Annotated in this window: 17 protein-coding genes; 10 read left to right on the forward strand and 7 right to left on the reverse strand. The window is 68.3% G+C overall.

Annotated features, from left to right (window positions below; genetic code table 11):
- Positions 1–4: 4 nt before the first annotated feature.
- From HD557_RS04075 to HD557_RS04085, 3 genes are all read right to left on the reverse strand, one after another.
- Complete coding sequence (locus HD557_RS04075; protein ID WP_196872888.1) at positions 5–781, reverse strand: ABC transporter permease subunit; 777 nt, start codon at positions 779–781, stop codon at positions 5–7.
- Entirely contained in the window at positions 781–1,503 is a 723-nt protein-coding gene (locus HD557_RS04080) for an ATP-binding cassette domain-containing protein (protein WP_196872889.1), read from the reverse strand. The genes HD557_RS04075 and HD557_RS04080 overlap by 1 nt, the downstream gene beginning before the upstream one ends.
- Before the next feature lie 99 nt (positions 1,504–1,602).
- Complete coding sequence (locus HD557_RS04085; RefSeq protein ID WP_196872890.1) at positions 1,603–2,964, reverse strand: LCP family protein; 1,362 nt, start codon at positions 2,962–2,964, stop codon at positions 1,603–1,605.
- A 113-nt stretch (positions 2,965–3,077) separates the two neighbouring features.
- Here HD557_RS04085 and HD557_RS04090 point away from each other — a divergent pair, with 113 nt between their 5' ends.
- The 8 genes from HD557_RS04090 to HD557_RS04125 all read left to right on the forward strand — a co-directional run bounded on the left by HD557_RS04090 (position 3,078) and on the right by HD557_RS04125 (position 13,709).
- The gene (locus tag HD557_RS04090; protein ID WP_196872891.1) at positions 3,078–4,592 is read left to right on the forward strand and encodes an LCP family protein; all 1,515 of its coding nucleotides are present in this window, start codon (positions 3,078–3,080) and stop codon (positions 4,590–4,592) included.
- Positions 4,593–4,684: 92 nt separating this feature from the next.
- Entirely contained in the window at positions 4,685–5,620 is a 936-nt protein-coding gene (locus tag HD557_RS04095; RefSeq protein WP_196872892.1) for a glycosyltransferase family 2 protein, read from the forward strand.
- Positions 5,617–6,522 carry a glycosyltransferase gene (locus HD557_RS04100; RefSeq protein ID WP_008361223.1) on the forward strand — a complete coding sequence of 302 codons (906 nt, stop codon included), beginning with the start codon at positions 5,617–5,619 and terminating at the stop codon, positions 6,520–6,522. The genes HD557_RS04095 and HD557_RS04100 overlap by 4 nt, the downstream gene beginning before the upstream one ends.
- Positions 6,523–6,559: 37 nt before the next feature.
- Positions 6,560–7,753 (forward strand): UDP-galactopyranose mutase, encoded by a 1,194-nt coding sequence (gene glf / locus HD557_RS04105; RefSeq protein ID WP_008361225.1) that lies wholly within the window; start codon positions 6,560–6,562, stop codon positions 7,751–7,753.
- Positions 7,750–9,765, forward strand: a complete 2,016-nt coding sequence (locus HD557_RS04110) for a glycosyltransferase (RefSeq protein ID WP_196872894.1) — start codon at positions 7,750–7,752, stop codon at positions 9,763–9,765. The genes glf and HD557_RS04110 overlap by 4 nt, the downstream gene beginning before the upstream one ends.
- Complete coding sequence (locus tag HD557_RS04115; RefSeq protein ID WP_008361229.1) at positions 9,749–10,648, forward strand: ABC transporter permease; 900 nt, start codon at positions 9,749–9,751, stop codon at positions 10,646–10,648. The genes HD557_RS04110 and HD557_RS04115 overlap by 17 nt, the downstream gene beginning before the upstream one ends.
- Positions 10,645–11,442, forward strand: a complete 798-nt coding sequence (locus tag HD557_RS04120) for an ABC transporter ATP-binding protein (RefSeq protein WP_196872895.1) — start codon at positions 10,645–10,647, stop codon at positions 11,440–11,442. Before HD557_RS04115 ends, HD557_RS04120 begins: the two co-directional genes overlap by 4 nt.
- Positions 11,443–11,624: 182 nt before the next feature.
- Positions 11,625–13,709, forward strand: coding sequence for an N-acetylmuramoyl-L-alanine amidase (locus tag HD557_RS04125; protein ID WP_196872896.1), 2,085 nt, complete (start codon positions 11,625–11,627; stop codon positions 13,707–13,709).
- Positions 13,710–14,221: 512 nt separating this feature from the next.
- Here HD557_RS04125 and HD557_RS04130 read toward each other — a convergent pair.
- Entirely contained in the window at positions 14,222–14,929 is a 708-nt protein-coding gene (locus HD557_RS04130; RefSeq protein ID WP_196872897.1) for a TIGR03089 family protein, read from the reverse strand.
- Positions 14,930–15,035: 106 nt separating this feature from the next.
- Here HD557_RS04130 and HD557_RS04135 point away from each other — a divergent pair, with 106 nt between their 5' ends.
- Positions 15,036–16,112 (forward strand): mannose-1-phosphate guanylyltransferase, encoded by a 1,077-nt coding sequence (locus tag HD557_RS04135; protein ID WP_040756021.1) that lies wholly within the window; start codon positions 15,036–15,038, stop codon positions 16,110–16,112.
- Between the two features lie 73 nt (positions 16,113–16,185).
- Here the strand turns inward: HD557_RS04135 and HD557_RS04140 are convergent, their stop codons facing one another.
- Genes HD557_RS04140 through cofD form a run of 3 tightly spaced genes read right to left on the reverse strand, consistent with a single transcriptional unit; the run spans position 16,186 to position 19,009 of the window.
- Positions 16,186–16,968: a DUF3105 domain-containing protein gene (locus HD557_RS04140; RefSeq protein WP_008361235.1), complete on the reverse strand. Its 783-nt coding sequence runs from the start codon at positions 16,966–16,968 to the stop codon at positions 16,186–16,188.
- Positions 16,969–17,009: 41 nt separating this feature from the next.
- Complete coding sequence (locus HD557_RS04145) at positions 17,010–17,999, reverse strand: coenzyme F420-0:L-glutamate ligase (RefSeq protein ID WP_307785533.1); 990 nt, start codon at positions 17,997–17,999, stop codon at positions 17,010–17,012.
- The gene (gene cofD, locus HD557_RS04150) at positions 17,996–19,009 is read right to left on the reverse strand and encodes a 2-phospho-L-lactate transferase (RefSeq protein ID WP_196872898.1); all 1,014 of its coding nucleotides are present in this window, start codon (positions 19,007–19,009) and stop codon (positions 17,996–17,998) included. The genes HD557_RS04145 and cofD overlap by 4 nt, the downstream gene beginning before the upstream one ends.
- 351 nt (positions 19,010–19,360) lie before the next feature.
- On the opposite strand from cofD, the gene HD557_RS04155 reads away from it, so the two are divergent.
- On the forward strand, positions 19,361–19,615 hold the full coding sequence (locus HD557_RS04155) for a WhiB family transcriptional regulator (protein ID WP_008361238.1): 255 nt from the start codon (positions 19,361–19,363) through the stop codon (positions 19,613–19,615).
- Positions 19,616–19,643 lie beyond the last annotated feature (28 nt).

The raw sequence follows: 19,643 nt of genomic DNA on the forward strand, positions 1-19,643 counted from the left end.
AGATTCAGGCGTCCCGCCGGCGGAACACCAGATGGCCGGCCAGCAGCGTGACGATCGACCACGCGGCGAGGAGACCGAGGCCGCCGTTGCCGTCGTAGGGGAGCCCGTCGTCGAGGCCGAAGAGGGTCGCGATCCCGATCCCGAGATACTCCGTGCCGGCGGTGCCCGGCAGGTAGTAGGACACCTCGGTCATCAGGTCCATCCCGCTCATCATCAGCACCATCGGCAGGAGGAAGAGCACCAGGAAGGCCACGACGAGCGCGCCCGCCGTGCTGCGCAGTGCCACCGCCAGCCCGATGGCCAGGGCGACGACCACGCCCAGGTAGACGCTGACCTTCCCCGCCACCGTGGCCACCGCGGAGACGTCGAAGACGCCGTAGTCACCCGCCGTCAGGTAGCCGAGGGTCGCGCCCAGGAGCGCGAGGAGTGCGCCGACGACCAGGGCGACCACCTCGACCACGACGAGCTTCGCGACCAGCACCCGGCCGCGTCGGGGCTCGCACTGCAGCGTCGTACGCATGCTGCCGGAGGCGTACTCAGAGGTCACGGTCAGCAGGGCCAGCGCGATCAGCGCGAACTGGGTGAACAGCAGCCCCGCGGTGGCGACGTCCTCGACGTGGAGGAGTTGATCCGCGTAGGACATGTCTGGGTTGGGCTCGGCCGCGTCGAGGCCCAACGGGACCGCGTAGAGCGCCATCAGCGCGGCGGCCCCGATCAGGCACCACCAGGTCGAGCGGACCGACCAGAGCTTGGTCCATTCGGACGAGATCGCAGCAAGCATCAGGCCACCTCCCCGGCGTACTCGACGCTTCCCGCGGTCAGCCGGAAGTAGGCCTCTTCCAGCGAGGAGTGCCCGGCGAGGAACGAGGCCATCGAGGAATCCGCGAGCAACCGCCCACGGCCCAGCACGACCAGGTGATCGGCAGTCTGCTGCATCTCGCTCATCAGGTGGCTGGAGACGAGGACCGTACGCCCCTCCGCGGCGAGCGACCTCAGCAGCCTCCGGATCCACAGCACGCCGTCGGGATCGAGCCCGTTGACCGGCTCGTCGAAGAGCATCACCCGCGGGTCGCCGAGCAGCACGCCCGCGATCCCGAGCCGCTGGCTCATCCCGAGCGAGAGGCTCCCCGCCCGCCGCCGGCCGACGCCTGCCAGGCCGACCCGCTCGAGCACCTCGTCGACCCGGGCCACCGGGATCGAGTTGCTCCGCGCCATCGCCACCAGATGCGTACGCACCCGGCGGCCGGGGTGCACGGCCTTGGCGTCCAGCAGCGCACCGACCTCGCGCAGCGGACGCCGCAGCGAGGCGTAGGGGCGGCCGTCGATCGTGGCGGTCCCCGACGTCGGCCGGTCCAGGCCGAGGATCATCCGCATCGTGGTCGACTTCCCGGCGCCGTTCGGGCCGAGGAAGCCGGTGACCCGGCCGGGCTGTATCTGCAGGGTGAGATCGTCGACCGCGGTGGTCGCGCCGTATCTCTTGGTCAGGTGGTCCAGAGTGATCATGCCTCGAACCTAGGGACGTACGCGGCCGGGGACAGTGGACGAAAAGCAGCCGTCCCTACCGACGAAAGTCAGTAGGGACGGCTGCGAATGGTCCGAGGCTCAGCCGGTGACGCTCTTCGGGAGGCCGGTGGGAGTGCAGATGTCCGCGGGGATGTCGTCCACGGTGTCCTCCTTGATGTGGCCGAACATCGTCAGCGCGTCCTCCTTGCGCCAGTTGACCGCGAAGTCCTTGATCGGGACGCCGCAGGTCATCGCCGAGCCGCCGGCGAGCGCCTTGAACGCCCACAGGAACTTCGCGCCGCCGATGACGCTCATGCCTTCGCCGACCTTGAGGCCTTCGGCCCCCTTGCCCATCTCGGCGAGCTTGAATGGGTTGAGCAGCGTGCCCGGGTTGGTCGCCTTCTTGCCGATCGCCGAGATGACCTCGGTCTGGTTGACGCCGCGGGCCAGGTCGCCGGTGCTCTCGACGTGACGAGAGCGGGCATAGGCGAGCGCGGTGGCGCCGTTGGCTTCCTGGCAACCCTTCTTGATGTCCAGGCCGGCCAACGGGTCCTTCATGTCGCTCTTGGGGCAGATCTCGATGCCGCCGACGCCGTCGACCAGGCGGGCCAGGCCGCCCATGCCGATCTCGACATAGCCGTCGATGCGTACGCCGGTGTTCTGCTCGATCGTCTGCACCAGCAGCTCAGGGCCGCCGTAGGCGAAAGCCGCGTTGATCTTGGTCGTGCCGTGGCCCGGGATCGGGACCAGCGAGTCGCGAGGGAGGGTCACCACGATCGTCTTGCCGGCGCCGGTGTGCAGCAGCTTGATGGTGTCGGTGCGGCTGCCAGCGGCATCGCCGGTGTGCAGCTTCTTCTTCTCCTCGGCGGTCAGGCCCTCCCGTGAGTCGCTGGCGACGACGAGGTAGGTCGTGCCGGGCTGGTCCGCCGGCCGCTCGCCCGCGGTGGGCTCGTAAGGGACCTTGTCGACCTTGTTCCAGGCGCTGATGCCGATCCAGGCGACGGCGCCGACCAGGATCAGCACCGGGATCATCACGATGGCCACGAACTTGCGGAACGGGTGGCGCTTCTTGGGCCTCGGCTGACGGCCCCCGCGACCGCCGCCGTAGCCATCGCCGTAGCCATCGCCCGGCCCGCCATAGCCCCCGTTGCCGCCGTACTCGCTCGGCTGGCTCCAGCCCTGGTTGTAGCCCTGGTTGTAGCCGCCCTGGCCATAGCCCTGGTTGCCGTAGCCGCCCTGCCCAGGGGTGGGGGCGATCTCGCCGGGCTGGGGCAGCGGCCGGTCGTAGCCGCCACGAGGCGGCGCCGGGGGCGGCGAGCCGGCCTGAGGCCGACGGACGGTGGGCATGACGTTGGTCGGCTCCGGACCAGAGTTCTGAGCAGGCTGGCCACCGCCGTACGCCCAGCCGTACTGCTGCGACCGGGGATCGTTCGGGTTGCCAGGGTTGCGGGGGTTTGGCATGGGCTCAAACGTACCGTGCCCGACGACTAGAGTTGGTCGGCGCGTCGCGTCACTCTGTTACCTGTGTGACTAGTGATACTGGCGGTGCAAACTCATCACCCGAGGGACCCGAGATGGCTGACCAGAACTACCGGCCGCAGCGTACGGCCGCCGAGCGCGCCTCCCGCGTGCGGTTCCGCCGCGCGATGGCGCTGCTGCTGATCACGCTGCTCCTGCCGGGGTCGGCCCAGCTCGTCGCCGGCAACCGCCGGGTCGGCCGGATCGCGATCTGGACCGTCATCGGTCTCGCGATCACCGCCGGGCTGGTCTTCGGGATCTCCCTGCTCTGGCACGGCCTGATCTTCCGTCTGGGCACCACGCCCTGGCTGCTCGGGCTCTTCCGGATCGCGCTCATCGCCGGTGCGATCTCCTGGGCGGCGCTCTTCATCGACGCCTGGCGGCTGGGCCGCCCGCTCGAGCTCGACCTCAAGCAGCGCCGGATCGTGGTCGCGATCAACGGCGCGCTGGCCTTCTCCGTGGCCGCGACCCTGATCTTCGGCGCCCACCTGGTCGGGGTCCACAAGGGCATGGTCGAGGCGATCTTCGCCGGCGCGGAGGCCGCCGAGGCCCACAACGGCCGTTTCAACGTGCTGCTCGCCGGAGCCGACTCCGACGGCGGGAAGACCCGCTGGGGCCTGCGGCCCGACTCGCTGACGGTCGCCTCGATCGACGCGGTCACCGGACGTACCGTCCTCATCGGCCTGCCCCGCAACATGCAGAACTTCACCTTCGACGACGGCTCCCCGATGGACAAGGAGTTCCCACGCGGCTTCGACTGCGACGGCTGCTACCTCAACGGCGTGAGCACCTGGGCAGGGGAGCACAAGGAGCTCTACAAGGGTGAGAAGGACCCCGGCATGGCCGCCACCGTCGACGCCGTCGAAGGCATCACCGACCTGCAGATCAGCTACTACGCGATCGTCGACCTCAACGGCTTCCAGGAGATCGTCGACGCCATCGGGGGCGTCACCCTGAAGGTGCGCCAGCCGATCCCGGTCGGCATCCCCTCCGACAGCTTCTACACCCACATCCAGCCCGGCACGAGGAAGCTCGACGGCTGGGAGACCCTCTGGTACGCCCGGGCCCGCCACGACTCCGACGACTACTCCCGGATGGCCCGCCAGAAGTGCGTCCTGAACGCGATCCTGCAACAGACCAGCCCGGCCGACGTCGTACGCCACTACCAGGACGTCGCGAAGGCGACCGGCTCCACGATCACCACCTCGGTCCCGCCGAGCGAGATCGAGCGGTTCTCGGCGCTGGCGCTCAAGGCGAAGTCGCAGAAGATCTCGACGCTCTCGCTGGTGCCGCCGCTGGTCAACACCGCCGACCCGGACATGTCCGACATCCACGCCGAGGTGCGCAAGGCGGTGAAGAAGGCGACCCCGAAGATGGAGGAGGCCCTCAAACAGCAGAGCGCCTCGCCCAGCACCGGCGACGACGGCGAGACCAAGGCGCCCGCCCCCAAGAACAAGACGAAGGCCTCCGGCGACTCCGACAAGGGCGGCCCCGTGGCCGGCGGTTCGCTGGGTTCGCGCAACAAGGGCTACCAGGCCAACGAGACCGACGACCTCGCCTCGGCGTGCTGAGCGTGCCACGCGTGTTGAACAACGCGTTAACGGGGCGTCACGGCGACTCGCTGATTCCCGGGATACCCCGCGGTCGCGGCTAGTCTGGATCCGTGCCAGGGAGCAATCGCGTCGCCGCCGTCGTGGTGACCTTCAACCGTCTCGAGCTGCTGCAGCGACTGCTGGAGCGGCTCGACGTGGTCGACGGGATCGACGAGGTGATCGTCATCGACAACGCCTCCACCGACGGTACGTCGCAGTGGCTCGCCGAGCTCGACGGTGCCGAGGAGCCCGGCCAGCGCCAGGTCCCGGTGGTCGCGCGCACGCTGCAGCGCAACAGCGGCGGCGCCGGCGGCTTCCACGACGGCCTGGAGCTGGCGGTCGAGCGCGGCGCCGACCTGGTCTGGCTGATGGACGACGACGGCCTGCCCGACCCCGACTGCCTGGCCCTCCTCCTCAAGCAGACCGACCTCGACTTCTGGGGGCCGCTCGTCGTCGACGAGGGCGACCCCGGACGCCTGGTCTTCCCGATCCGGCTCCCCGGCCGCTCCAAGGTCGTGCACCAGCTCGCCGACGTCGAGGCCGCGGCCACCGACGGACTGATCAAGGACATCGTGATCCCGTTCAACGGGGTCCTGGTCACCCGCGACCTGGTGGAGCGGATCGGCTACCCCCGGGCGGAGTACTTCATCTGGGGCGACGACCACGAGTACCGCCTCCGGGCCGAGCAGGCGGGGGCCCGGATCGCGACCGTCGTCGGGGCTCAGGTGCGCCACCCGGCCGTCGGTGATCTCGGCACCCCGATGGCGTGGGGGAGGGCGACGTACAACCACACGCCCAGCGATCTGAAGCACTACTGCATGGCACGCAACAACCTGCTCAACCTGCGCGACTACCGAGGGTGGCCCTTCGCTTTGGCTTTCGTGGCCAAGACTCTATGGTTCTACCTGCTCACCAAGCCGCAGCCGAAGCGGATCCGGCTCTCTGCGCAGGCGTGGTGGGCGGCTATCCGGGGGGACTTCAGTGGACACGAGAGGTTCCTTCGTTGAGCACCACCCGTGAGACGGTCGCGATCGTCGTCGTCACCTACAACCGCGCCGACATGCTGCGTGGGCTGCTCGACGGGCTCACCAAGCTCGATCAGCCCGCCGACGCCGTGATCGTCGTCAACAACGCTTCCACGGACCACACCGCGCAGGTCCTCGCCGAGGCGGTCACGCCCAACCTCCAGGTCATCGACAGCCCGGAGAACCTCGGTGGCGCCGGTGGGTTCCACCTCGGCACCAAGGCCGCGGTCGAGCAGGGCTGGGACCGGCTCTACCTGATCGACGACGACGTCGTCCCGGCCCACGACTGTCTCGAGGTGCTGCTCGCCCAGGACGAGGACTGCCTCTTCTCGGTGCGCGAGGACCGCAACGGCAACCTGATCGAGCTGGCCGCGCTGAAGTTCGACCTGCGCAACCCGCTCGCGATCAAGCCCAAGACCGCCGCGGTGATGGACACCTACCCGACCCGTGACGCCATGCCCGAGCGTGTCCCGGTGGAGAACGTCGCCTTCGAGGGCTTCATGATCCGCCGCACCGTCCTGGAGGAGATCGGCCTCCCGGACCCGACCTACTTCATCTTCTACGACGACGTGGACCTCGCGATCCGCGCCCGCCGCGCCGGCCGCACCATCTGGGCCGTACGCGACGCGGTGCTCGTGCGTCAGCTCGACTTCAGCCAGCAGCACGACCTGGCCGGCTGGAAGGGCTTCTACATGTACCGCAACCTCTTCGTCGTCCACCTCCGCTACGGCGAGAACGTCCTCGTACGTCTCAAGCCCTGGCTCATCACCGCGGCTGTGGTCCTCCTCAGCCCGCTGCGAGGCGGCAAGCACGAAGCCGTCAACGTGATCAAGGCCCTGCGCGCCGCGCGGGGTATGCGAACCGTCCCGACCACCTCCTCCTGACCGACCCCTTACCCACAGAGACCTAGACTGAGCGATCGTGTCCTCCCCTGAAACCACTCCTGACCTCGTCGTCGTCGGCTCCGGCCTCTTCGGCCTGACCATCGCCGAGCGCGCCGCCTCCGAGCTGGACAAGAAGGTGCTCATCATCGAGCGCCGCCCCCACATCGGTGGCAACGCCTACTCCGAGTTCGACGAGGAGACCGGCATCGAGGTGCACAAGTACGGCACCCACCTCTTCCACACCTCCAACGAGAAGGTGTGGGACTACGTGCGGAAGTTCACCGACTTCACCGACTACAAGCACAAGGTCTTCGGCAAGTACAAGGGACAGGTCTACTCCCTGCCGATGAACCTCGCGCTGATCAACCAGTTCTTCGGGAAGTCGCACACGCCCGACGAGGCGCGCGCGCTGATCGCCGAGCAGGCCAGCGAGTTCAAGACCGAGGAGGCCCAGAACCTCGAGGAGAAGGCGATCTCGCTGATCGGCCGCCCGCTCTACGAGGCGTTCATCAAGGGCTACACCGCCAAGCAGTGGGAGAAGGACCCCAAGGAGTTGTCGCCGGACATCATCACGCGCCTCCCGGTCCGCTACACCTTCGACAACCGCTACTTCAACGACAAGTACGAGGGTCTGCCGGTCGACGGCTACACCGCGTGGCTCGAGCGGATGGCCGACCACCCGAACATCACGGTCCTGCTCGACACCGACTTCTTCACGGTCGTCGACGACTACAAGGGCAAGGTCCCGATCGTCTACACCGGCCCGGTCGACGAGTACTTCGACTTCTCCGCCGGCAAGCTGTCGTGGCGGACCGTGGACCTCGAGTCCGAGATCCTCGACGTCGACGACTACCAGGGCACCGGCGTGGTCAACGCCAACGACCCCGAGGTCCCGTTCACCCGTGAGCTGGAGTTCAAGCACCTCCACCCCGAGCGTGCCGACCGCTACAAGCCGGGCAAGACCATCGTCGTGAAGGAGTACAGCCGCTTCGCCCAGGAAGGCGACGAGCCGTACTACCCGATCAACACCGCCGACAACCGCGAGAAGATCCTGGTCTACCGCGACCTGGCCAAGAAGGAGCCGATGGTGCTCTTCGGTGGCCGCCTCGGCACCTACAAGTACCTGGACATGCACATGGCGATCGCGTCCGCGCTCACCATGTTCGAGAACAAGCTCCGTCCCCACTTCGAGGACGGCACCCCGCTCACCTCCGGAGGCGTTGACGAATGAGCGTGACCCGACTGCTCCAGCGGCAGATCCTGCCGCTGGACCGTGACTCCGACGTACTCCCGCTCTACGTCGACAACCAGGCCGCCATCCTCGACGCCGACAAGTACGAGGTCGGCTCCGACAAGACGGCCCAGGCGCTCAACAACGCCCAGATCCGCCAGTCGATCAACGACGGGACCCAGATCCACCCCGACCAGATCGAGTCGCGTACGGCGCTGCGGATCCTGAAGAGCGAGCGGCTCTCGCTCGGCACCTACTTCAACGCGTTCCCCGCCAGCTACTGGCGCCGGCACACCGTGGTCGACGACGTGAAGCTGACCGTCGCGCTGCAGGGCCGCGGCGCGAGCGTCATCGTCTACAAGTCGATGGCCAACGGCCGCTCCCAGCGCGTCGACGCCGCCGACACCGGCACCAACCCCGAGGGCACCTTCACCTTCGACCTGCCGCTGAAGCCGTTCGTCGACGGCGGCTGGTACTGGTACGACGTCGTCGCCTCCGACGAGGACGCCGTCATCACCTCGGCCGAGTGGACCGCGGAGGTCCCCGACGACCGTGCCGAGCACGGCACCGTCGACATCTGCGTCACCACGATGAACAAGCCCGACTTCTGCGCCAAGCTGCTCGCGCAGATGGGTGAGGACGAGGCGCTGCGCCCCTACCTCGACACCGTCTTCGTGATGGAGCAGGGCACCAAGAAGGTCGTCGACGACGTCGAGTTCCCGGCGGCCGAGAAGGCTCTGGGCGACCTGCTGCACATCATCGAGCAGGGCAACCTGGGCGGCTCCGGCGGCTACGCGCGCGGGCAGCTCGAGTCGGTGCGCAAGGGCACCGCGACGTACGCCCTGATGATGGACGACGACGTCGTCTGCGAGCCCGAGGGCATCATCCGCGCGATCACCTTCGGTGACCTCGCCAAGCGGCCGACCATCGTCGGCGGCCACATGTTCTCGCTCTACGCCAAGTCCCGCCTGCACTCCTACGGCGAGATCGTCCAGCCGTGGCGGTTCTGGTGGCAGTCGGCTCCCGGCGTCTACGGCGACTGGGACTTCGGCGCCCGCAACCTGCGCTCGACCCGCTGGCTGCACAAGCGTGTCGACGTGGACTTCAACGGCTGGTTCATGTGCCTGATCCCGCGCAAGGTGATCGAGGAGATCGGTCTCTCGCTGCCGGTCTTCATCAAGTGGGACGACTCCGAGTACGGCCTGCGCGCCAAGGCGGCCGGCTTCCCGACCGTCTCGTTCCCGGGTGCGGCCGTGTGGCACGTCCCGTGGACCGACAAGAACGACGCGCTCGACTGGCAGTCCTACTTCCACCAGCGCAACCGCTTCGTCGCCGCGCTGCTGCACTCGATCTACGACGACGGCGGCCGGATGGTCACCGAGTCGTTCTCCCACCAGGTCAAGCACCTGGTCTCGATGCAGTACTCGACGGTCCTGCTGCGCCACCAGGCGCTGCTCGACGTGCTCGCCGGCCCCGAGAAGCTCCACGAGACCCTCGCGACCCAGCTTCCGGCCGTACGCGAGATGGTCAAGGACTTCCCGGACGCGCAGCTCAAGGCCGACCGTGAGGAGTTCCCGCCGGTGCGCCGCCACAAGCCGCCGCGCAAGGGCAAGGACGACACCGACGTGCCGACCAACCGCGAGGTCAAGCTGGCCGCGCTCAAGGCACCGATCCGGCAGCTGATGAAGCCGCGCAAGCTCTCCACGGAGTTCCCCGAGGCCGAGCTCGCCGCGATGGACAACCAGTGGTACCGGATCACCAAGTACGACAGCGCCATCGTGTCGATGAACGACCAGCAGGGTGCTGCCTTCTACCGCCGCGACAAGAAGCTCTTCAACCAGATGCTGCGCGACACCATCAAGGTGCACCGCCAGCTCAAGCGTCGCTGGCCCAAGCTGGCCGAGGAGTACCGCTCCAAGCTGAGCGAGTTCACCTCGCCGGAGGCGTGGGAGAAGACCTTCGAGCCGTGGATGGTCGCTGAGGAGAAGGGGACCGATGGCAACCGGAGTTGATGAACGTCCCGTACGCATCGTCGACGCGCCGCTGGCACCGCCGGCGGAGAACCTCGGGCTGCTCTCGGTCTTCAAGCGCCGCTACCTGCTCAAGCTGCTCGTGCAGCGGGAGATCAGCGGTCGCTACTCCAACTCGATCCTGGGCGTGTTCTGGTCCTACATCAACCCGCTGACGCAGTTCTGCGTCTACTGGCTGTTCATGGGCAAGATCATGGGCGCGGACAAGGGGATGGACAACTACCCGGTCCACCTGTTCGCCGGGCTCGTCATCGTCCACTTCTTCACCGAGACCTTCGGTGCGGGGACCCGGTCCCTGCTCGGCAACAAGGGTCTGCTGAAGAAGATGGCGATGCCGAAGGAGATGTTCCCGGTCGCCTCGATGCTGGTCTCGCTCTACCACCTCGTGCCGGCGTCGATCATCCTGGTGATCGTCTGCCTGCTCGGTGGGTGGACGCCGACCTGGACGATGATCCCGGCGTTCCTGCTGGCGCTCGGGATCGTGATGGCGCTGGGCACGGCGCTGGCGCTGGTCTTCAGCCTGGCCAACGTCTTCTTCCGTGACTTCGGCAGCGCGGTCAACATCCTGACCAACTACATCCGCTTCGGCGTACCGATGATGTATCCGTTCTCGATGATCGAGGCCTTCCTCGGGGACAGGTCCTGGATCTACCTGCTCAACCCGATCGCGGATGCGGTGCTGCTCTTCCAGCAGGCCTTCTGGGTCGGGGCGACCCCGAATCCCGAGGCGACCGCTGTCAAGCACCTGCCCGAGAACCTATGGCTGTTCGGGCTTGGGGCGTTCGGCGCCTCGCTGGTCCTGCTGGTGATCGCCCAGGTGATCTTCAGCAAGTACGAGAACAAGATTCCGGAGCGTCTGACATGAGCGCCGACTCGATCGTGGTGGACGGGGTGACGAAGAACTTCACGCTCCGCTACCACCGCAGCATCAAGGACATCACCGTCGCGAAGATGAAGGGACGGGCCGTCTCCAACACCTTCAAGGCGCTGGACGACGTCACCTTCACGATCAAGCAGGGCGAGTCGGTCGGTCTCATGGGGCTCAACGGCTCCGGCAAGTCGACGCTGCTCAAGCTGATCAGCGGTGTCATGCGCCCCGACGAGGGTGTCGTGAAGACGCGTGGCCAGATCGCCGGCCTGATCGCGACCGGTGCGGGCTTCCACCCGCAGCTGTCCGGTCGGGAGAACATCTTCCTCAACGCGGCGATCTACGGGCTCTCCGCCGAGGAGACCGCCGAGATCTACGACGACGTGGTGAGGTTCGCCGAGCTCGGCGACCACCTCAACTCGCCGGTCGGCAACTACTCCTCGGGGCAGTACTCCCGGCTGGGGTTCTCCGTCGCCGTCCACATCGACTCCGACATCTTCCTCGCCGACGAGGTTCTCGCCGTCGGTGACAAGCCCTTCAAGAAGAAGTGCATGGAGAAGATGGAGGAGATCCGCGACAGCGGCCGCACCGTGGTCTACGTCAGCCACGCCGCCGGCTCGGTCAAGCGGATGTGCGACCGGGTCATCTGCCTGGAGAAGGGCCGCCTGGTCTTCGACGGCGACGTCGACGAGGGCATCGAATACCTCCACTACGGTGAGGACGACGCCAAAGGGTCGGCCAAGCTGAAGCAGCTCGAGGCCGCCGACAGCGCTCTCGGCGCGGAGGTCTGAGCGCAACTCGGTCCGTGAGCCCGCGAGGAATTACAGATATGTAGTTCCCCGCGGGCTCTTCCGTCCCCTGTTGCTGATGTGAAAGATGTTCCCTGGTGTTACGGAACCAGGGGGATCCACGCATGTTTTCGCAGGCCGGACAAGACGAGTCGAACGACACTCAGCGTGCTCGGTCCCGCTACGTGGCCTCGACCCAGCAGCTGCTCGTGCTCGGGGTCGTCCTGGCCGCGCTGGTCCCGGCGAGCACCGTCGTCGACCTGAAGGTGGTCCGCCCCGGCGAGGTGCCGGTCTCGGACAGCCAGGTCGCCGTGCCGTCCGCGGCCGAGGTGCCCGCGGAGCCGGTCGACGCCCACCTCGAGGAGATCTCGCTGACCGCGCCCTTGGCCCAGGGCCGCGCGTCCGGGCGTGGTGTGACGGGCCGGCTCACCGCGGAAGCCAGGAGGGCCGCTTCCGCGGGCGATGCGGTGACCGTCACCAGCCTCCCGCAGCTCGTCAACGGCTTCGGCACGGTCGGGCTCACCTGGGCGCCCGGCGCGGTCGTCCCGGAGGAGGCGGTCGCGGCGGACGTACGCACGCTGGTGGACGGGACGTGGAGCGACTGGCAGGCGTTGGACGTCCACATCGACGACCATGCTCCTGATCCGACGTCAGCCGAGGCCTCCGGGGCGCGACCGGGCACGATGGAGGCGATCGTCGGCGAGGTCGAGCAGGTGCAGGCGCGGCTGCGGCTGACCGGCGCCGAGGTGCCCGCCGACCTCCGGCTGGCGGTGATCACCCCCGGCGAGGTGAGCTCGACGCGCAGCGAGTCGCCCGAGATCGAGACCGGGGCCGAGGACGCGCCGGAGCAGGCGGAGGAAGCCGAGGGCGCGGAGAGCGTCGAGAGCGCCGAGGAGGGCGAGGCGACGCTGTCGGCGGCCGCGTACACGCCCAAGCCCAGCATCTACAGCCGTCGCCAGTGGGGCGCCGACGAGAGCGTGCGCGAGGCCGGCCCGCCCGACTACCACGAGGTACGCGGTGGGTTCGTGCATCACACCGTCAACACCAACTCCTACACCCGGGACCAGGTGCCGGGGATCATCCGGAGCATCTACGCCTTCCACGTGCAGAGCCGCGGCTGGCGCGACATCGGCTACAACTTCCTGGTCGACAAGTTCGGCCGGATCTGGGAGGGCCGCTACGGCGGTGTCGACCGCCCCGTCGTGGGCGCCCACACGTCGGGCTACAACAGCTACAGCTTCGGCGCCTCCGCGATCGGCAACTTCGACGACGTCGCGCCCCCGAGCGCGCTGGTGAACGCGTTCGGCACGCTCTTCGCGTGGAAGCTCTCGCTGCACGGCGTACGCGGCAACAAGGGCTCCACCAGGATCGGCGACCGCACCTTCGCGCACGCGATCATGGGCCATCGCGACGCCGGCTCCACCGCGTGCCCCGGCCGCTACCTCTACGCCCAGCTGAGCACGATCCGCTCGCAGGCGGGCTCGAAGCAGGCCGGCTGGGCGGCGCGGGAGCTGCAGTCGCAGATCAGCGGTCGCGGCTACCCCGACCTGGTCGCCCGGCGAGCCTCCGACAAGCGGATCGTCGTGATCCGCACCGACGGCAACGCCCGGTTCGGTACGCCGCGGGCGACCAACCTGGCCGGCGGCAGCTCGGCCACACTCATGAATGCCGGTGACTGGGACCGCGACGGCGACGGCGACATCCTGATCCGCCACACCGACGGCACCATCCGGCTCTACCGGGGCAACGGCACCGAGACCTTCGCCACCGGCGTCATCATCGGGCGCAACTTCGAGTCGCTCGCGGTCATCGACGTGGTCAGCGACATCACCGGCGACGGCTGGCCCGACCTCCTGGGCAAGCACCCCACCGGTGAGATCCGGGTCTGGCCCGGGCACGGCACCGGTGCGTTGCGTCCCTCCTACCGGATGCGCAGCGCGGTCAACGGTTCGACCCAGGTCATCGGAGCCGGCCGCTTCTACGCCGACGACGGCTCGCCCGAGGCGATCTTCAAGGTCTCGGACAAGCTGCTGGTCTTCCGCACCAACGGTCCCGGTGGCCTGACCACCTACTCCGACCCGGGCATCGACACGAGCGCCTTCGACTTCATCCTCGCGACCAAGGACCTGCGCGGCGCCTCGACCGGTGGGGACCTGCTGCTGCGCCGCAGGTCCGACGGGATGTGGTTCGCCTATGAGCACGACCAGAGCGGTGGCTGGGACCGGAAGTCGCGGATGGGCGTCATGCGGGGCTACGACCAGTTCGGATAGCCGTCCGAACCCGCGCGTCACGAATTTTCGTTATCGCGGTAATTCCGAGGATTCATGGACAGGGTCCGTGAAGTATGCCTAACGTGTTTTTCGGCGAGTTTGCGACAGGGGGACGCAACGCGCTTCTCTGCCGGTCACCGGCTCGCATTTCTAGGGTTTCTCGGGAACTTGGAAAGGAGTCTGTTCATGTCTGATCCCGGCATCATCCAGGAGATCATCCAGGCGGTCATCGACTTCCTGAACAGCCTGTGACCCGCCCATGACGCCTCGCGGCGCGGCGGGCGGCGCCTTCGATCGACTACGGACTCCCAGGACAGCCCACCCCTTCCTCGGGTCCGTAGGGCGCCGCACCACCGTGTTTTGTCGGGCGCCCTGTCGGCGCCGGCCCGGATTACGAATCCAAGGCTGGCGCCGATTCATCGTCTATCGGTAGAACCTGAATTCAGCGGACGATATCTCGGTGAGGAACGGGTTTTATCCGGCGGCGATATCCGTGCGGAATGGAGACATCGTCACGAGCGGTCCGGGAATTGCGTTGCGCGCTCGCTCGAGGCGAGAGCCGCCAGGCGCTCCTCGGTCGCGTTGGTGACCAGCACCAGCGAGCCGCCTCCGACCAGCAGGGCGGCCAGGAGCTCGGTGCCGGCCGGTGAGGCCGACGGGACGGTGGAGAGCAGCCGTCCGGTGTTCCCCTCGGCCCCGAACAGCTCGGCGTGGCTCGTCTCGACGCCGGCCCACGAGGTGGCCGCGTCGTCCGCGGTCGGCGGGTCCCACGGAGTGAAGGCGTCCGGCTGCCCCCAGACCTCGATGCCGACGTCGTGCACGCCCGGGGGGAGCGGGTCGGCGAAACGTACGCCGAACGGCAGCAGGGAGCACGCCAGCGTCGGCCGCTTCCCGGCGCCGTCCGCCCAGGCCGACAGGGTCTCGGGACCGCAGACGACGGCATCGGGACTGTCCGAGTCGGTCACCACGAGGCCGGTGTTCCAGGCGGCGCCGAGGAACACCGCGGCCAGCCAGTGGGTGGGCAGGTCGATGCGGATGCTGTCGCCGCGCTCGAGGCCGTGCTCGTCGAGGAGCAGGCCGGAGGCCTTGGCCACCCAGTTGGCGTACGTCGCCGTCGACAGCTCCTGGCGCTCGCCGCTGGCCTCGTCGTAGAAGGTCACCAACGGACCGCCGGGGTTGGTCCGCAGGGCTCGGGCGAGGGTCTCGGGAAAGCTGGTCACGTCGAAACTCTAAGGTGTGCGGCATGAGCGAGCGCCAGCGAGCGACCAGTGGGTCCATCATGCCGCCACTTCCGTATTCTTCGACGTGCCCTACGGAGGTGGCGGCATGACGTTCTGGGCAGTGATCCCCGCAGGCGGCGCAGGCACCCGGCTGTGGCCGCTCTCGCGCTCCTCGGAGCCGAAGTTCCTGCGCGACCTGACCGGCCACGGACGTACGCTCCTGCAGGAGACCTACGACCGTCTCGAGCCGGTCTGCGACGGCATCATGGTGGTGACCGGCGCGGTCCACGAGCGGGCGGTGTGCGAGCAGCTGCCGGAGGTGCCGCACGACGCGATCCTGGCCGAGCCGAGCGGGCGCGACTCGATGGCCGCGATCGGCCTGGCCGCGGCCTTCCTGGAGCGACGCGACCCGGACGCGGTGATGGGCTCCTTCGCCGCCGACCACGTGATCCGCAACGTCGACAACTTCCACGAGACCGTACGCAGCGCCGCGGCGGTCGCCGCGGACGGCTGGCTGGTGACGATCGGCATCTCGCCGACCTTCGCCTCGACCGCGTTCGGCTACATCGCCGAGGGCAAGCCGCTGGACGGCCACCACGGCGCCTATCTGGTCGACGAGTTCGTCGAGAAGCCGTCGGCCGAGGTCGCGGCCGGCTATCTCGCGACCGGCCGCTACCGGTGGAACGCCGGGATGTTCGTGGTCCGCCCCACGGTCCTCCTCGAGCTGCTCGCGGAGTCGGACCCGGGCTTCACCGAACGGCTGCGGGCGATCGCCGCCGAACCGTCCCGGCTCGAGGAGCTGTGGGAGACGCTGCCGAAGATCGCCGTCGACCACGCCGTCGCCGAGCCGGCCGCCGCGGCCGGCAAGGTGGCCACCGTGCCCGCCGACCTCGGCTGGGACGACATCGGCGACTTCGACTCGCTCGCGACGCTGCTCCAGGCCGCCACCACCGCCTCGCCCGAGGGTCCCACGATCCTCGGCGACGACACCCTCGTCCACGCCCTCGACTCCACCGGTCTGGTCGTTCCCCACTCCGGCCGCACGATCGCCCTCATCGGCCTCGAGGACATCGTCGTCGTCGACACCGACGACGCCGTCCTGGTCACCACCCGTGCCCACGCCCAGCAGGTCAAGAAGATCGTCGCGGCCCTCAAGGACTCCGACCGCACCGACCTCACCTGAGTCTGCCCCGGGAACGAGAGACGGCCGCCTCCCCGAAGGGAGACGGCCGTTTCGTACGTCCTGAGGGACCAGGTCACATGGCCTGGGCCTCGGGGCTGGAGGTGTAGGGGTATTTCCGCATGAAGTCCTTGATCGCCTCGCCCGAGACGCTCTCGCAGTACTGGAAGACACCCTTCTGGGTGGAGGCCTCGGTCGGGTTGGCCGGGTCGGCTGACCAGTGGGTGAGGGCGATGTGGGTGCCCGAGGGGAACTCGGTCTTCTTGTCGCCGGCGACCGCGGTCTCCTTGGCATCGGCGGCGGTCCACGGGGCCGCGATGAACTTGTAGCGGAAGTTGGAGGTGCCGGCGAACTTGTCACCGATCGCCCGGAGCGTGTTCAGCTCGTCCTCGGAGACGGTGTCGTCGTACCACACGATCGTGTAGCCGTGCTCGAGGTTGTGCACCAGCGCCTCGAGCTCGGGACGGTCGGCCGCGGTGTAGAACTTGCGCGACATGTCCGCCGGGGCGACGTTGGCCTCGTTCCAGTGCGGGCCGAACGCCGGGGGAGCGGTCGTGTAGGTCTGCTGGGTGCCGGTGGCGATGTGGTTCTGGTTGCCGTCGGCGGCCATCTCGGTCACCTTCTGGCACCCGGCGGCCTTCGCGCTCTTCCCGATGTCCTGCAGTGCGACGTCGTCGTACTTGCTGGTCTTGAAGAAGTCCGTGATCGGGCCCCACGCGGCGGCACCCACGATCACCAGGGCGATGACGACGCAGACACCGACGATCGCCGCACCACGGACGCGCTCGGCGCGGCCCTGCTTCTTGCGGATGTCGTTGATGACCGCACGGCGGTCTTTGTTGAGCGACTTGTTGGCCACTGTTCGGCGTACCTCGGGTCTTTTGTCGGGACGCGCAGATTCTAGGTGGTCAGTGGTAGCAGAAGGGAAGTTGCCCCGTGATTAATGTCTGCGCGCTCGCATCGCCAGCCGTGCGCGAAGGCCAGTGCGGCGATCACCGCGGGGTCGGCTCCGTCCACGCGGAGCCCGTCCCCGTGCGCCACAGGGGCGGTCCCGGTGACCTCGGCGACGGCCGTGGAGAGCTCCTCGACGCTCGCCGGAGCACCGAACGGGGCCTGGTCCTCGGCGGCACCCTTCAGTGCGCGTACGACGGCCTCCCGGGCCCCGAAGCCGAAGAAGTCCGAGCCCTCCGGGCGGATGAGCGCGGCGGCTCCCGGCCCGTCGTCACCGGGCTCGCGGACCAGGTCGGCCCGGCCGCGCAGCACGGCGAACGGCCGTGCGCCCAGCTTGCCCTGGGAGATCTCGGCCGCCGAGGCGATCTCGTCGACCACGGCGGGGGCGGTGACGACGAGGTCGTTGCCGTAGGCGTCGACCTGGCCGGCGAAGCTCTCCAGCACCTCGAGCCCGGCGGCGCCGATCGCGATGTCGGTCTGGCCGTCGCGCCAGGCCCGCCCGGCGGTGTCGGTGATGATCACGCCGACGTTCGCGCCGGTGCGGTCGCGGAGCGTCGCCCGCAGGGCGCGCGCGGAGGCGTCGGGGTCCAGCGGCAGCAGCACGATGTGGCCGGCCTCGACGTTGGAGGCGTCGATCCCGGCCGCGGCCATCGTCAGCCCGAGCCGGCTCCGCACGATCTGGGTCGGCCCGCGCCGGGCGACCACCCGGGTCGTCTCGCCGGGGAGCGCGTCGTCGCGGATCCCCTCCCGCACCTGCCCCTCGGCCTTGGAGACCACCTTCGAGGTGACCACCACGATGTCGCCGTCGGCCAGGGTGAGCTCGAGGCCAGAGTCGAGTGCAGTGAGGAGCAGCGCGGCGAGGTCGTCGCCCTTCCGCACCTCGGGTACGCCGTCGGGGGCGGTGACGGTGATGCCCCGCCCGGACATGGGGCCCGTCACCGGGCCACCAGCTCGACCGCGGCGGCGGCGATGTTGGCGGTCGCGTCCTCGGAGGACATCCACAGCGGCACGGCGGCCGCCCTCAGCCCGGACTCGGTGAGCGAGGGGACGGCGGCGGCGTCGGCGGTGTCGACCAGCCAGCCGTCGAGGACTCCGCCGGAGCCCCGCGTCCCATAATGCAGACCGACTCCGGCGGCAGTTGCGTCGACTCCGATCGCGGCCAGCATCTGCTCCGCCATGCCGCGTACGTGGTGACCGCTGATGATCGGCGAGATCCCGACGACGGGGGCCGAGGTGGCCACCAGGCCCTCCCGGATCCCGGGCACTCCGAGAATCGTCCCGATCGAGACGACCGGGTTGGACGGGGGCAGGATCACCAGGTCGGACTGCAGCAGCGCGTCCATCACCCCGGGGGCCGGCTTCGACTCGTCCTGCCCCACGAAGATCAGCTTCTCGACCGGCACGCCGGCCCGGAGGCGTACCCAGTATTCCTGGAAGTGAACGACCGAGAGACCGCTGGGTGAATTCTCGTCCTTGACCGCCACATGCGTCTCGACGCGGTCGTCGGTCATCGGCAGCAGCTGCACCCGGTCGCCCCATACAGGCTTGAGCCAGCGATCGCACAACGCGGCGGTGACCTGCGACAACGGGAACCCGGCCTCGAGCATCTGAGTGCGCACGAGGTGGGTGGCGATGTCGCGGTCGCCGAGCCCGAACCAGGTGCCGGGGACCGCGTAGGCCTCGAGCTCCTCCTTGATCGACCAGGTCTCGGCCTTGCGGCCCCAGCCGCGCTCATGGTCGAATCCGTTGCCAAGGGTGTACATCACCGTGTCGAGGTCGGGGCAGACCTTGACACCGTGCATCCACAGATCGTCGGCGGTATTGGCGATCACGGTGACCCGGGCATCTTCCCTAATGCCTGGGAAACGGCCGGCAGAGATGCCGTGGAGGAGCCCGGAGATGAACTTCGAGCCACCATGGCCGCCGGAGAGAACGGTGATGTCACGCATGGTCCTAGCCTCTCAGACGAGGGCCAGCGCCCCTGCTCCAGCCGGTGCCGACAGGCCGTGTTAAAGCGCCCCTAGCAGATTTGAGGGTTGACTTGTGGCACCGACAGGCATGTAATTTCATCAGTGTGATTCGAAACTGAACCGTGGACCGTCAGCGCTGGAGACAGCGCCAGGAATCTCGGGAAAATTTCGGACTGGAACTGCATCAAAACATCGACCTCGGTCGTAACAGAGGCAGTTCCCGCAAAAAACGGGGGGATCGGTTACCTGCCGATGGCATGAGGTGACTGGCCCGAATTGGGGTCACGGTCCCGAAAACAAGCTGAATAGGGTCGAAAGGTCGGAAAGACGATGAGAGAGCTGTTTCTCCTCGAGCCGGACACCGACGAAGGGGGCTGGCAGGAGCGCGCCCTGTGCGCGCAGACGGATCCGGAGGCGTTCTTCCCTGAGAAGGGTGGATCGACTCGGGAGGCCAAGAAGGTCTGCCAGACCTGCGAGGTGCGCCAGGACTGCCTTGAGTCTGCTCTGGGCAACGACGAGCGCTTCGGAATCTGGGGTGGACTCTCCGAGCGGGAGCGCCGCAAGCTGAAGAAGCGCGCAGTCTGAGGCAATAACCAAGCACGAGCCAGCAAGG

The organism is Nocardioides luteus (assembly GCF_015752315.1).
GTDB lineage: Bacteria > Actinomycetota > Actinomycetes > Propionibacteriales > Nocardioidaceae > Nocardioides.